10 protein-coding genes and 1 riboswitch are annotated in these 11,963 nt (G+C 76.3%); of the genes, 7 read left to right on the top strand and 3 right to left on the bottom strand.

Annotated elements, in window-relative coordinates; genetic code table 11:
* Positions 1-80: 80 nt before the first annotated feature.
* The 3 genes from ACTWQH_RS25390 to ACTWQH_RS25380 all read left to right on the top strand — a co-directional run bounded on the left by ACTWQH_RS25390 (position 81) and on the right by ACTWQH_RS25380 (position 3,878).
* Positions 81-2,057, top strand: coding sequence for a hypothetical protein (locus tag ACTWQH_RS25390; protein WP_443289060.1), 1,977 nt, complete (start codon positions 81-83; stop codon positions 2,055-2,057).
* A 100-nt stretch (positions 2,058-2,157) separates the two neighbouring features.
* A complete protein-coding gene (locus ACTWQH_RS25385; RefSeq protein WP_443289078.1) occupies positions 2,158-2,841 on the top strand; it encodes a class I SAM-dependent methyltransferase in 684 nt (227 codons plus the stop codon).
* A 170-nt stretch (positions 2,842-3,011) separates the two neighbouring features.
* Positions 3,012-3,878, top strand: a complete 867-nt coding sequence (locus ACTWQH_RS25380; protein ID WP_443289059.1) for a hypothetical protein — start codon at positions 3,012-3,014, stop codon at positions 3,876-3,878.
* Between the two features lie 81 nt (positions 3,879-3,959).
* On the opposite strand, the gene ACTWQH_RS25375 is transcribed toward ACTWQH_RS25380, so the two are convergent.
* From ACTWQH_RS25375 to ACTWQH_RS25365, 3 genes are all read right to left on the bottom strand, one after another.
* Positions 3,960-5,240: a prenyltransferase gene (locus ACTWQH_RS25375; protein WP_443289058.1), complete on the bottom strand. Its 1,281-nt coding sequence runs from the start codon at positions 5,238-5,240 to the stop codon at positions 3,960-3,962.
* A gap of 152 nt (positions 5,241-5,392) precedes the next feature.
* Entirely contained in the window at positions 5,393-6,142 is a 750-nt protein-coding gene (locus ACTWQH_RS25370) for a class I SAM-dependent methyltransferase (protein ID WP_443289057.1), read from the bottom strand.
* A complete protein-coding gene (locus tag ACTWQH_RS25365; RefSeq protein ID WP_443289056.1) occupies positions 6,136-7,428 on the bottom strand; it encodes a glycosyltransferase family 4 protein in 1,293 nt (430 codons plus the stop codon). Before ACTWQH_RS25365 ends, ACTWQH_RS25370 begins: the two co-directional genes overlap by 7 nt.
* Before the next feature lie 207 nt (positions 7,429-7,635).
* Here ACTWQH_RS25365 and ACTWQH_RS25360 point away from each other — a divergent pair, with 207 nt between their 5' ends.
* The 4 genes from ACTWQH_RS25360 to ACTWQH_RS25345 all read left to right on the top strand — a co-directional run bounded on the left by ACTWQH_RS25360 (position 7,636) and on the right by ACTWQH_RS25345 (position 11,958).
* Positions 7,636-8,313: a TetR family transcriptional regulator gene (locus ACTWQH_RS25360; protein WP_443289055.1), complete on the top strand. Its 678-nt coding sequence runs from the start codon at positions 7,636-7,638 to the stop codon at positions 8,311-8,313.
* A 27-nt stretch (positions 8,314-8,340) separates the two neighbouring features.
* Positions 8,341-8,424, top strand: a riboswitch (cobalamin riboswitch).
* A 155-nt stretch (positions 8,425-8,579) separates the two neighbouring features.
* Complete coding sequence (locus ACTWQH_RS25355) at positions 8,580-9,992, top strand: hypothetical protein (protein ID WP_443289054.1); 1,413 nt, start codon at positions 8,580-8,582, stop codon at positions 9,990-9,992.
* Positions 9,989-10,702: an SCO2322 family protein gene (locus tag ACTWQH_RS25350; RefSeq protein WP_443289053.1), complete on the top strand. Its 714-nt coding sequence runs from the start codon at positions 9,989-9,991 to the stop codon at positions 10,700-10,702. The genes ACTWQH_RS25355 and ACTWQH_RS25350 overlap by 4 nt, the downstream gene beginning before the upstream one ends.
* Positions 10,703-10,719: 17 nt before the next feature.
* Positions 10,720-11,958, top strand: a complete 1,239-nt coding sequence (locus tag ACTWQH_RS25345; RefSeq protein WP_443289052.1) for an energy-coupling factor transporter transmembrane protein EcfT — start codon at positions 10,720-10,722, stop codon at positions 11,956-11,958.
* Positions 11,959-11,963: the final 5 nt, after the last annotated feature.

Genomic DNA, 11,963 nt, shown 5'->3' with positions numbered 1-11,963 from the left:
CCCTTATGCGTGAAGCCCCTTGAGCCAGGTTGTCCGGCAGCCAGTACGAACCTAGCGTCCTCGTTGGAGGTGAGGCCCTGATGACAGCGATGACAGCCCCCACACCCGCCACACCGGACCCGGCTCCCGGGCCGGCCGCCACGCCGCTGGTCATCGCGGCCGACGGCTCGTACGCCGCGCGGCTCGTCGAGGCCACGGTGGGCGATGCGACGGGGTGGTGTCCGGAGCGCTGGACGCTGGACGGGCCGGAGCCGTACGCCGTGCGGCTGCCGGGCGGTCAGCCGGAGGAGCCGGACAGCCCGGTGGCGCCGCTGTCGGACGGGCGGGTGCTGATCGGCCGCCGGGCGGACGGGCGTTACCACTTCTCGCTGCTGTACCCCTCGGGGCCGGACACGGGCGAGCTGCCGCTGGGTGCGGTGGAGTGCGAGCGGCTGACGCTGCTGCCGCCGGCGCCCGACGGGGTCCGGGTGTACGCCCTGGTGTACGCCGGGGACTCGGCGGAGTCCGCGGAGTCCGAAGAGGCGGCCGGGGACGCCGCTGACGAGGCGGAGACGGCCGAGACCGGCGACATGACCGAGCTGTGGCAGGTGTGCGGCGGCGCGTTCGGCCCGGAGCTGGTGGCGCGGATCGACGGCCGGTGCGGCGGCGGCGCGTGGCTGGACCGGGACGGGCGGCTGCTGGCGTTGGACCGCACGGACGACGCGGGCCAGACCCGCGCCATCGCGGTGACCGTGGACGCGCCGCTGGGCGGCCCGCCGAGCGAGCTGCTGCGGATCGCGGAGGACAGCAACGACCGCCTGCTGCTGGCCGACCCGGACAGCGGGCTGCTGCTCGTGTCCTCCGACGCACCGGGGCAGGAACGCATCGGCTGGGGCGTGCTCGGCAGCCACCGCCCGGTGCGGTTCCCCGAGGCGCTGCACCAGCCGGGCGCGAGTGTCGTGCCGATCGCCGTGCAGCCCGGGCAGGTGCTGCTGCCGGAGAGCTGCGGGATCGCGCTGCGGATGACGACGGCGGAGGCGGACTGGGTGGTGGTGTGGCGGCCGCAGCAGCGGGAGTTGCAGCACCTGGCGGCGCCGGAGGGCTGGCTGGCCGGGGCCGGGCTGTGGACGGCCGAGGGCGAGCTGCTGCTGCCGTACGCCTCGGCGGAGGCGGCCTGCGGCCTGGCGCGCGTCACCGTGCCGGTGCCGGAGCCGAGCGCGGGGTCGCCTGCGGGATCGCCTGCGCCGGGCCGGGCCGGGGGAACGGGCGCGGACGCGGCGTCGCCTACGGCCGAGACGGCAGCGGGCGCGTCGCCAGCCCCGGGCCCGGCTGCGGGAACGGGCTGGGCGTCCGGGACAACAACGGAACTCGGGACGAGCCCGGAGCCGGGGGCGGGGACGGAGCCGGGGACCGGCCAGGGGCTGGCGACAGGACCAGCGCCGGGATCCGGGACCGGACAAGGGACGGCGACGGGCCCGGCGACAGAGACAGACCCGGCGACGGGGATTGGCACGGGGACAGGGACCGACCCGGGACCAGAAACGAGCCTGATCCCGGAAACGAGCGTGATCCCGGAAAGTGGCCTGGATCCGGGGACGGGCCCGGAGCCAGCGCCGGGGCCGGGGCCGGGGCCAGGGCCGGGGATGGAAGCCGCGCCGCGATCCGGGACGGGACAAGGGACGGCGACAGGACCAGGGACAGGTACGGAGCCGGGAACCGGGACAGGGCTGGGGACGGATACCGGGCCACAACGGGAGATGGGCGCGGTAACAGGACCGGGCCCGGAGCCAGCGCCGGGACCGGGAGCGGAGATGGGGCCCGCACCAGGATTCGCGCCGGAACCCGGAGTGGGCCCGAGTGTGGAGGCTGCGGCCAGTGGGCTGGTGCCGGAGCCGGTCACCGGCCCACCGGCGACCGGCCCAGTGGCCGAGCAGGCTGCGAGGCCGACCACGGAGCCCATCGCCGAGCCGGTCACGGCACCCACCCAAGACTCCGCCGCCTCCGAAAGGCCCCGGCCGCCGACCGAGGTGGCCAAGCCCGTCCCGCTCTCGCAGGCCCCGCTGGCGCGTGTGGGCTGAGCCGGGGCCGGACCCGGCCGCGCGGTTGTCCGAGGTATAGGGCAGCATGTTGGGAACGACGGGGAACGCAGGGGGACGCGTGGGGAAGTCAGAAGCCGTGATGTCGGCGGCGCCGGAGGCGGAGATCGCAGAGATCGACGCCGTGGTGTTCGCCGCCTTCGACGCGGCCAAGGGCTTCATGCCGGTCGACGAGGGTCTGGCGCTCTATGCGGCGGCGGTTGAGGCGGCGCGGCTGGGGCTGCCGCTGCTGGAGATCGGCAGCTATTGCGGGCGTTCCACGCTGCTGCTGGCCGACGCCGCGCGGCGGACGGGCACGGTCGCGGTCACGGTGGACCACCACCGGGGCAGCGAGGAGCAGCAGCCGGGCGAGGAGTTCCACGATCCGGAGCTGGCCGACGCGGCGGACCCCGCGCGGATGGACACGCTTCCGGCGTTCCGCCGTACGCTGGCCGATGCCGGCCTGGAGGAGCACGTGGTCGCCGTGGTCGGGCGTTCGCCGCAGGCCGCGGCGGCGCTCGGCGGGGGCGGGCGTTTCAGCCTGGTCTTCATCGACGGCGGCCACACCGACGCGCACGCCACGGCCGACTACGAGAGCTGGGTTCCGCAGCTCGCGGTGGGCGGACTGCTGGTGATCCACGACGTGTTCCCCGACCCGGCGGACGGCGGCCAGGCGCCGTACCGGATATGGCGGCGGGCGGTGGACAGCGGGGCCTTCACTGAGGTCTCCGGGCGCGGTTCGCTGCGCGTGCTCAGACGCACCGGCCCGGGAACACCCGGGACCTGACCAGCGGCGCGCCCGGAGCGCCGCGCAAGGTAACGGCGGCATCACAAGCGTGTCGCCTGAGAAACAGATAAGCCGACCTGCCGGGTCGGGGCGACACTTCATCCGTACGATGGGGCGCGGCCCGTCCCGTCTGACCAGACCATGACGACAAGACCGACAAAGGACCTGACGTGAACAACCGCTCGCTCCGTCGAGGCGATCTAGTAGTGGGCGGAGCAGCGCTTCTGCTCTTGATCGCCTCGTTCCTCGATGTCCGCAAGGTTGATGAGCAAGGCTTCACCCAGAGCTGGGGAGGCTGGACCATGGACCTCTTCCCCGTGCTGCCGTCGGTCTTCCTCGCGGGTATCTTCGGCGCGGCAGCCATCATCGGATCGCGCTTCGCGCCGCAGCCCGACCGGCTGTTCCTCGGGCTGAAGCTGGACCAGTGGGGCATCGCGCTCTCGGCGACCTCCCTCTGGGCCGCGTTCTGGTCGCTCGTCGGCGGGCCGGATGGCTACGACATCGGCGTGGGGCTGATCCTCGGCTTCATCGCCGCGCTGGCGCTGGCGGGGGCTGCGGCGGCCACGCCCATGGTTCCCGCGCTCCAGGTGCCGCTGAGCAGCGGCGGCCCGAGGCCGCAGCCCGGCGTGGGCCAGCAGCCCTACGGCGCCCAGCAGCCCGGCTACGGGTACCCGGGCCCGGGCGGCGCCGCTCAGCCGCAGCCGCAGGCACAGGCCTACGGTGGCGCGACCCCGCAGCAGCAGGCGGCGGCGTACCAGCCGACCGCGATGGCGCCCGCCATGGGTGCCAGCCAGCCGCAGGCCCAGGCGCAGCCTCAGCCGCAGGGCGGTTCGGACCCGAACTTCCAGCCGTTCTGGTTCGCGGTGCCCGCCTCCCGTCCGCTGTACGGCGAGGACGGCTCCCCGACGCCAGTGGCCGAGCTGGCGCCAGGCACCTGGTACCTGGCGGTCGAACAGCGCGGCCAGGCCCTGGTGGCCCAGACGCAGGACGGCCGCAAGGGCGTGCTGCAGGACACCTCCGGCATCCAGCGGGGCTGATCGCGCGCCTGATCCTCACGTTCCCTCACCGCGAGCGGTGGTGGCCCTTCGGGGCCGCCGCCGCTTCGTCGTTTCGTGGTCTCAGGCGCAGCAGTCGGTGGCGGGGGCGGCGTCCGGATCGGCGTCCGGGTCGAGGCCGCGGGGCAGGGTTGTCCCGGCGAAGACGGTACGGGTGGGGCGGTCGCCGGTGAGGGCGGCGTTCGCCAGGAGGACGGAGCCGGCGGTCCAGGTGGTGAGTTCGCGCGGCCAGATCCGGCCGGTGGCGTAGTCCAGGCCCGTCCAGTACAGGCCGTCGGCGGCGCGCAGGTGGCCGATCCAGCGCAGCACGCGCGCCGCGCGCCCGGGCTGGCCCGCCGCCCAGAGGGCCAGGGCGAGTTCGGCGCTCTCGCCGCCGGTGACCCAGGGGTTGGGCAGCACGCAGCGCACGCCGAGGCCAGGGGCGACGAAGTCGTCCCAGTGGTCGGCGAGCCGCCGGGTGGCGGCGGGTCCGCGCAGCACGCCGGTGAGGACCGGGTAGTACCAGTCCATGGAATAGCGGGACTTGTCGAGGAAGCGTTCGGGGTGGCGCCGCAGGGCGTGGGCGAGGCGGCCGGTGGCCAGCTCCCAGCCGGGCTGCGGCTCGCCCTGTGCCTCGGCGAGGGCGAGGGCGCAGCGCAGCGCCTGGTAGATGGAGGAGCAGCCGGTGAGCAGGGCGTCGGCGAGCGGCGTGCCGTCCGCGTCGCGGCGCCAGCCGATCTCGCCGCCGGGCTGCTGGAGCGCGAGCACGAACTCGACGGCGGCGCGGACGTGCGGCCACATGCGGCGGCGGAACGCCTCGTCGCCGGTGGCGAGGTAGTGGTGGAGCACGCCGACGGCCGGGTAGGCGCAGAAGTTACTCTCCTTGCCCCGGTCGGTGGGGCGGTCGGGGTCGCCGTCGGCGTAGGCGGCGTACCACGAGCCGTCGGCGTTCTGGTGCTCGGCGAGCCAGGCGTACGCGGCGGCGGCGGGGGCGTGGCGGCCCGCGCTGTCCAGGGCCATGGCGGCCTCGACGTGGTCCCACGGGTCGAGGTGGTGGCCCCGGAACCAGGGGATGGCGCCATCCGGCCGCTGCACGGCGGCGATCGCGGCGGCGGTGACGGTGACGTCAGGAGGCGCGAGAACGCCGGGCAGCGTGGCGCGTACGCCCTGCCGCGCCGGGAGCGCGGTGGCCGGGGTCGCGCTCGCCGCGCGGCGGGAAGGGGGGTGGCGCTCGCCGGCCTCGGGGAGCGACGGCCCGGTGGGGTCCTCCGGTGCCAGGCCGTCGGCCTCCTCGTCGCGGAGCGACGGCGCCGGGCGCCCTGTCCGGGCGGAATCCTGCGGCTGATCGGGATCGTCCTCGCCCATCGCGCGGGGAGCCGACTGGGCCGGGCCGTCCCCGTCGGGGCGGGCGGCGGGCCGCGTGCGGCGCGGCGGAGACGGAGGGACAGCACCGCCGACCGCGTCATCGACCGGTGTTCGGCGGCCGGGAGCGGGGTCCGGGATGCGCTCCGGGCCCGTCACGCGGTTGCCCGGCCCGAGGGGGGCAGCACATCGACATGTGGCTTCGTCGCGTAGGCGACAAAGCTCTTGCCGAGCAGCGGATCGAGGGCGCGCTCGGCGAGGCGGGTCGCCAGGGGGCGCTTGGTGATGTCCCAGACCAGCAGCTTGTGGTAGGCGCGGACGGGCAGCGCGGTGTCGTTGTCGACACCGAGCGCGCACTTCAGCCACCAGTACGGGGAGTGCAGCGCGTGCGCGTGGTGGGTGCCATACGGGCGCAGACCCGCCTCGGCCAGGCGGGTCAGCAGCTCCTCGCCGCGGTAGATGCGCACGTGCCCGCCCTCGACCTCGTGGTAGGCGTCCGAGAGCGCCCAGCAGACGCGCTCGGGCCCGTAGCGCGGCACAGTGACGGCGATGCGGCCGCCGGGGCGCAGCACGCGCACGGCCTCGGCCAGGGCGCCCTTGTCGTCGGGGATGTGCTCCAGGACCTCGGCGGCGATGACGGCGTCGAAGCTGCCGTCGGGGAAGGGAAGATTGAGCGCGTCGCCCGCCACCACGGCGGCGCTGGCCTCCGTCGGCGCCTCGCCCGCCTCGCGCATGGCGGCCAGCCAACCGGTGACCTGCCGCAGCTCACCCTTGTCGTGGTCGAGGGCGACGACGTGGGCGCCGCGCCGGTAGCACTCGAAGGCGTGGCGGCCCGCGCCGCAGCCGAGGTCCAGGACCCGGTCGCCGGGGGCGATGGGGAAGCGGGAGAAGTCGACGGTCAGCACGGTGCGTTCCCCCCTAGCGCGGCGCGGTAGTGCTCGGCGGTGCCGCGCGCCGCCTGTTCCCAGGTGAAACGCCGCAGCACGCGGGCGCGCCCGGCCGCGGCGATGCGGCGGCGCAGGCCCTCGTCCTCCAGCAGCCGCTTCAGGGCGGCGGCCAGCGCCCCTGCGTCGCCGGGCGGCACGGCCAGGCAGGTCTCGCCGTCGGGCCCCGCGACCTCGGGTATCGCGCCGCCGGTGGTGGCCACCAGCGGCGTCCCGGTCGCCATGGCCTCGGCGGCCGGGAGGCAGAACCCCTCGTAGAGGGAGGGCACGCACGCGATCTCGGCGCCGCGGATCAGGCCGGCCAGCTCGCCGTCGCTGATGCCCCTGACGAACTCCACCGCCCCCGGCGAGGCCGCCAGCCCGTAGGCGTCGAGGGCGGCGGCGACCGGGCCGCGCGCGGGGCGGGTGCCGACCACCACGAGGTGGGCGTCGGGGCGTTCGGTGCGCACCTTGGCCAGCGCCTCCACCAGGTACGCCAGCCCTTTCAGCGGCGCGTCGGCGCTGGCGGTGGTGACGATGCGGCCGGGCACGCGGGGCGTTGCCGGGTCGGGGTGGAAGACGCGGGTGTCGGCGCCGATGGGCACCACGTGCACCCGGTGCGGTGGCACCGCGAAGTCCTCGACGATCTCGCGGCGGGAGGCGGCGGAGACGGTCAGCACGCGCGGCAGGCGGCGGGCGACCCGGCGTTGCATGCGGGTGAAGGCGTACCAGCGCCGCAGCGACAGGCGCCGCCCCCGGCCGGGCGCGGCGGCCAGGTCCAGGCGGCGGTCGACGGTGATGGGGTGGTGGATCGTGGTGACCAGCGGCGCGCCCAGGCGGCGCGCACCACCCAGCAGGCCGTAGCCGAGGGTCTGGTTGTCGTGGATGACGTCGAACGCCCCGCGCCGGTCGCCGAGATGGCGGCGTGCCCGCAGCGAGAACGTCAGCGGCTCGGGGAAGCCGCCACTGCGCATGGTGGCGAACTCCAGGACGTCGACGGAGTCCCGGAACTCCCGCAGGCGGGGGGTGCGGAACGGGTCGGGCTCCCGGTAGAGGTCGAGGCTGGGCAGCCGGGTCAGGGTCACGCCGGGCTCGGGGTCCAGCTCGGGGTAGGGCTGGGCGCCGATGACCTCGACGCGGTGGCCGAGGCGGGCGAGTTCGCGGGAGAGGTGGCGGACGTAGACGCCCTGGCCGCCGGAGTGGGGGTTGCCCTTGTAGCTGAGGAACGCGATGCGGAGCGGGCGATCAACACCGACCTCCGTGGCCAATCCCGGCTCCTGTTCCCAGCTACTGGCAGGTATCGCAGATGAGACTGAACGATATCCCGCGCGCGGCTCCGCCGGTCGGGCCGGTCGGGGTGATTCCCGCCACGCGGCGAGGACTTCGGCCCCGTGCGCCTCACGGCACCGGCCACCCGCGGGGCAGGCATGGGCGGGTGGGCGGGAAGGGGCGGCTTGGGGGACAATGCGCCCGGCATGAGTAGGAGTACGGGAAGCACGAGCGGCACGAGCAGCGCGAGCGGCACGAACGGCACGACACCTCAGGGGATCTCGTCGCCCGCGCCGGCCCTCACCGAGCGGCAGCGGGCCCGCCGGCGTCGCATCCTCGACGCCAGCACCGAGCTCGCCTCGGCCGGCGGCTTCGACGCGGTGCAGATGCGGGAGGTCTCCGAGGCCGCCGGGGTCGCCCTGGGCACGCTCTACCGCTACTTCCCCTCCAAGATCCACCTGCTGGTGGCCGTCCTGCAGGACCAGCTCGAACGCTTCCACGCCGACCTGCGCGCGCGCCCGCTGCCCGAGGCCGATCCGGCCGAACGCCTCGCGCACACGCTGCGGCGGGCGTTCCGCGCCCACCGCCGCCAGCCGCGCCTGGCCGAGGCCATGATGCGCGCCCTGCTCTTCGCCGACGCCTCCGCGCGGGCGGAGGTCGCCGCGGTCTCCCGGCTCACCAGCCAGATCCTGCTCGAGGCGGCCGGGCTGGCCGGACAGCAGACCGAGGACGGCCCCGGCGAGCTGCCCGGCGAACACCTCAGCGCCATACGGGTCATTCAGCACACCTGGCAGTCGACGCTGATCTACTGGCTCGCCGGCAACATCACCCTTGAGGAGGCCCATGCCGACCTTGAGACCGCCTGCCGCCTGGTGAGCCGTTAGAGTGACCCCACAGTCCGTCCGCGCGCGGGGGAAGTCCGGTGGGATTCCGGCGCTGACCCGCAACCGTGAGCGAGCGCGCCCGCAGGGGCGTGACCGCGAGCCGGGATGCCCGAGCGTGGACCGCACTGGCCATCGGTCACCGCACCACGTCGGTGACCGGCCCGTCGAGGTTATACGGAGCTGAGCCCGGTGCCCCCGCAGCGCAGAGCCGCGCCGTGGTGGTCCGCCGTGCCCGGCGGCCGACCAGCACAGCGAAAGGCATCCCCGTGTCCGTGCCCCTCCGCCGCGGCGCCGTCGCCGTGGCCATCTCCCTGGCCGCCGTCGCGCCGGGCGTGGCGGCGTCGCCGACCGCCCTGGCCGCCGCGGCCCCCGCCTCGGCCGCGGCCCAGTCTCCCATCTTGGATGAGCAGGGCCTGTTCGGGGACGCCGATCCCACCACCGACGGCGTGTGGCGGCAGTCCCTGGCGCTGCTGGCGCAGACCGCGGCCGGCGTCGACCCGGGCGGCGAGGCCATCGGCTGGCTGCGCGGGCAGCAGTGCGATGACGGCTCGTTCCTCGCCTACCGGGCGGACGTCGGCCGGCCGTGCGCCGACGTCACCGCGGCCGACACCAACGCCACCGCGCTCGCCGCCCAGGCCCTGGCCGCCGTCGGAGGCCAGGGCGAGGCCGTCGACGCCGCCCTGACGTGGCTGCGCGGCGTGCAGAACGAGGACGGCGGCTGGAGCTTCATGCCCGGCGACGCCAGCGACGCCAACTCCACGGCCGTCGTCGCCGGCGCCTTCGCCGCCGCGGGCGAGGATCCGGCGGAGGTGCGGCGCGAGGACGCGTCGCCGTACGACGCGCTGGCCGGGATGCAGCTGGGGTGCGAGGCCGCGGAGGAGCAGCGCGGGGCGTTCGCCTGGCAGCCGGACGCGGAGACGGGCGAGCTGTTCGCCAACGACGCCGCCACCGTGGACGCGGTGCTCGCGGCGCACGGCAGCGGCCTGCTGGTCGACCCCGAGCGGGCCGAGTCCGCCGAGCCCGGCACCCCGCCGTCCTGCGACGCGGCGGCGGGCGGCGGCGAGGGCGCGTCGGAGGACGGCGCGCAGACCGCCGCCGCCCAGGCCGGGGCGGCGGGCGCGGCGTACCTGACCGGTGTGCTGGAGGAGAACGACCAGCACCTGGTGATGCTCACGCAGGACGGCGAGGAGCTGCCGGACTTCGGCTCCACCGCCGACGCCGTGCTCGCCCTGGTCGTCGCCGGCGACGCCGAGGCGGCGCAGGGCCCGCTCGGGTGGCTCCAGGAGAACCTGGGGTCCTGGGCGGGATACGCCAAGAGCCCCGCCGCGCTCTCCACGCTCGTGCTGGCCGCGCACGCCGCCGGGGCGTCGCCGGAGGACTTCGGCGGCACCGACCTGGTCGCGGCGCTGAGCCTGCTGGATCCGACGCAGAGCGAGGACGCCGACGGCGCCGCCACGGATGAGGCGGCGGCGGGCGAGGACGACGGCGCGGGCGCGGTGTCGTGGATCCTGGCGCTGGTCGCGGTCGTCGTGGTCGTCGGCGTGCTGCTGGCGGTGGTGCAGCGGCGTTCGCGCAACGCCGGTGAGGCGGCGGGCGCGGACCCCGCGGACCCCGCGGACGGCGACCACGAGCAGGAGCAGGGGGAGCAGGGGCGGCAGCGCGAGGGGCGGGCGGAGTGAGCCCCGGCCGGGTGGCCGGTGCGCTGCTGGCCGCCGCGCTGCTGGCCTGCGCGGGCGCGGCGCCCGCGCGGGCGGACGACACCGGATACCGCTACTGGTCGTTCTGGGAGGGGCGGGACGCGGAGGACGGCGGCGGCTGGGAGTACGCCACGCAGGGGCCGGGGACGCTGCGGACCGGGGACGGCGACGTCCTCGGCTTCCGGTTCGGCGTCAGCGCCGAGGCGTCCGACATCCACCGGCCGCGCGACGAGCCGGACTTCGACCTCATCTGCCCGCCGACCGAGGCACCGGTGGAGGGCAGCCGGGTGGCGCTGGTCATCGACTACGGCACCGCCGCCCACGCGCCAAGGGGCGAACGCCCGCCCGAGCCCGCGACGCGCACCGCCTGCGCCGAGGTCCCGGACGGCGCCACCGCCGCCGAGGCGCTGGCCGAGGCCGCCGAGCCGCTGCGCTACAACGCCGACGGGCTGCTGTGCGCGATCGACGGCTACCCGGCGCAGGGCTGCGGCGAGCAGGTGTCGGACTCCGGCGACGCCGCGCCGGAGGAGGCAGAGGACGGAGACGGGTCCGGAGACGGGTCCGGGTCCGGAGACGGGTCCGGGTCCGGGTCCGGGTCCGGCGGCAGCGCCGTCGCCCTGCTCGCCGGCGTCGGCGTGGTGGGCGGGCTCGCCGTGGCGGCCGTCCTGCGCTCGCGCCGGCGCCGGGGCTGAGTGCCGGGGCAGGCCGCATGACGATCAGCCCCGTCCCCCTTCCCGTGCCGGCCGTTGCCTCCGCGCGCACGCTGGCGCGCGCGCTCCGCCCGCCGGAGGCGAGCCGTGGCAACGCGCTGCACGCCGGGGCCTGGTGGCTGTGGGCCCTGGGCCTGGCCACCGCCGCCTCCCGCACCACCAACCCGCTGCTGCTCGCCCTCGTCATCGCCGTCGCCGGGTACGTGGTGGCCGCCCGCCGCACCGAGGCGCCGTGGGCGCACGCCTTCGGCGTCTTCCTCCTGCTCGGCGCGCTGGTGGTCGTCGTCCGCGTCTTCTTCGCCGTCGCCCTCGGCTCCCCCATCGGCGGCACCCAGGTGCTGTTCACGCTCCCCGAGGTGCCGCTGCCGGACTGGATGGCGGGGGTGCGGCTCGGCGGCCGGGTCGCGGCCGAGGCGGTGGTCTTCGCGGCGTACGACGGGCTGAAGCTGGCGACGCTGCTGATCTGCCTGGGCGCGGCCAACTCCCTGGCCAACCCCGCCCGTCTGCTGAAGTCGCTGCCCGGCGCGCTGTACGAGGTGGGGGTGGCCGTCGTCGTCGCCATGACCTTCTCGCCGCGCCTCGTCGCCGACCTGCTGCGGAGGCGCGAGGCCCGGCGGCTGCGCGGGCGCCGCGACACCGGCGTGCGCGCGGTGATGGGCGTCGCCCGGCCCGTGCTGGAGGGGGCGCTCGAACGCTCGGTCGCGCTGGCCGCCGCGATGGACGCGCGGGGGTACGGCCGCACCGCGAGCGTGCCGCCCGCCGTACGCCACGTCACGACCGCGCTGACGCTCGGCGGGCTGCTGGGCGTGTGCGCCGGGTCGTACGGGCTGCTGGCGGCCGAGGGGGCGGCGTTCGGGATGCCGCTGCTGGGTGCGGGGGTGGTGGCCGCGATGGGCGGGCTGTGGCTGGGGGGCAGGCGCAGCCCTCGTACGCGCTACCGGCCGGACCGGTGGGGCGTTCGGGCGTGGCTGGTGTCGGCGTCGGGTGCGGCGGTGGCGGCGGGACTCGCCGCGGCGGAGCCGGCGGCGTTGCACCCGCCGGTGGTGCCGCTGGCGGCGCCCGCCTTCCCGGCGTGGCCGGCGGTGGCCATCCTGCTCGGCCTGCTCCCGGCGGTGGTCGCGCCGCGACCCGCCCCGGCGGTGGCTGACGACGGCGCTCAACGCCGGGCGGGGCGCCGGCGTGTGGGCGGCGAACGGGGCCCGGTGCGGGGCCCCGAGGGGCGGGCGGGCGGGGAATGATCACC

It is taken from the genome of Streptomyces sp. 6N223 (assembly GCF_052246635.1).
GTDB lineage: Bacteria > Actinomycetota > Actinomycetes > Streptomycetales > Streptomycetaceae > Streptomyces.
Note: the sequence above shows the minus strand (reverse complement) of the source record. Positions and strands in the feature narration are given on the sequence as shown.

Bases quoted from the DNA above. Each gene is read 5' to 3' on its own strand.
- ACTWQH_RS25360 (WP_443289055.1), top strand. From the start codon at position 7,636: ATGAGTAGGAGTACGGGAAGCACGAGCGGCACGAGCAGCGCGAGCGGC.
- ACTWQH_RS25385 (WP_443289078.1), top strand. From the start codon at position 2,158: ATGTCGGCGGCGCCGGAGGCGGAGATCGCAGAGATCGACGCCGTGGTG.
- ACTWQH_RS25375 (WP_443289058.1), bottom strand. From the start codon at position 5,240: ATGGGCGAGGACGATCCCGATCAGCCGCAGGATTCCGCCCGGACAGGG.
- ACTWQH_RS25345 (WP_443289052.1), top strand. From the start codon at position 10,720: ATGACGATCAGCCCCGTCCCCCTTCCCGTGCCGGCCGTTGCCTCCGCG.
- ACTWQH_RS25390 (WP_443289060.1), top strand. From the start codon at position 81: ATGACAGCGATGACAGCCCCCACACCCGCCACACCGGACCCGGCTCCC.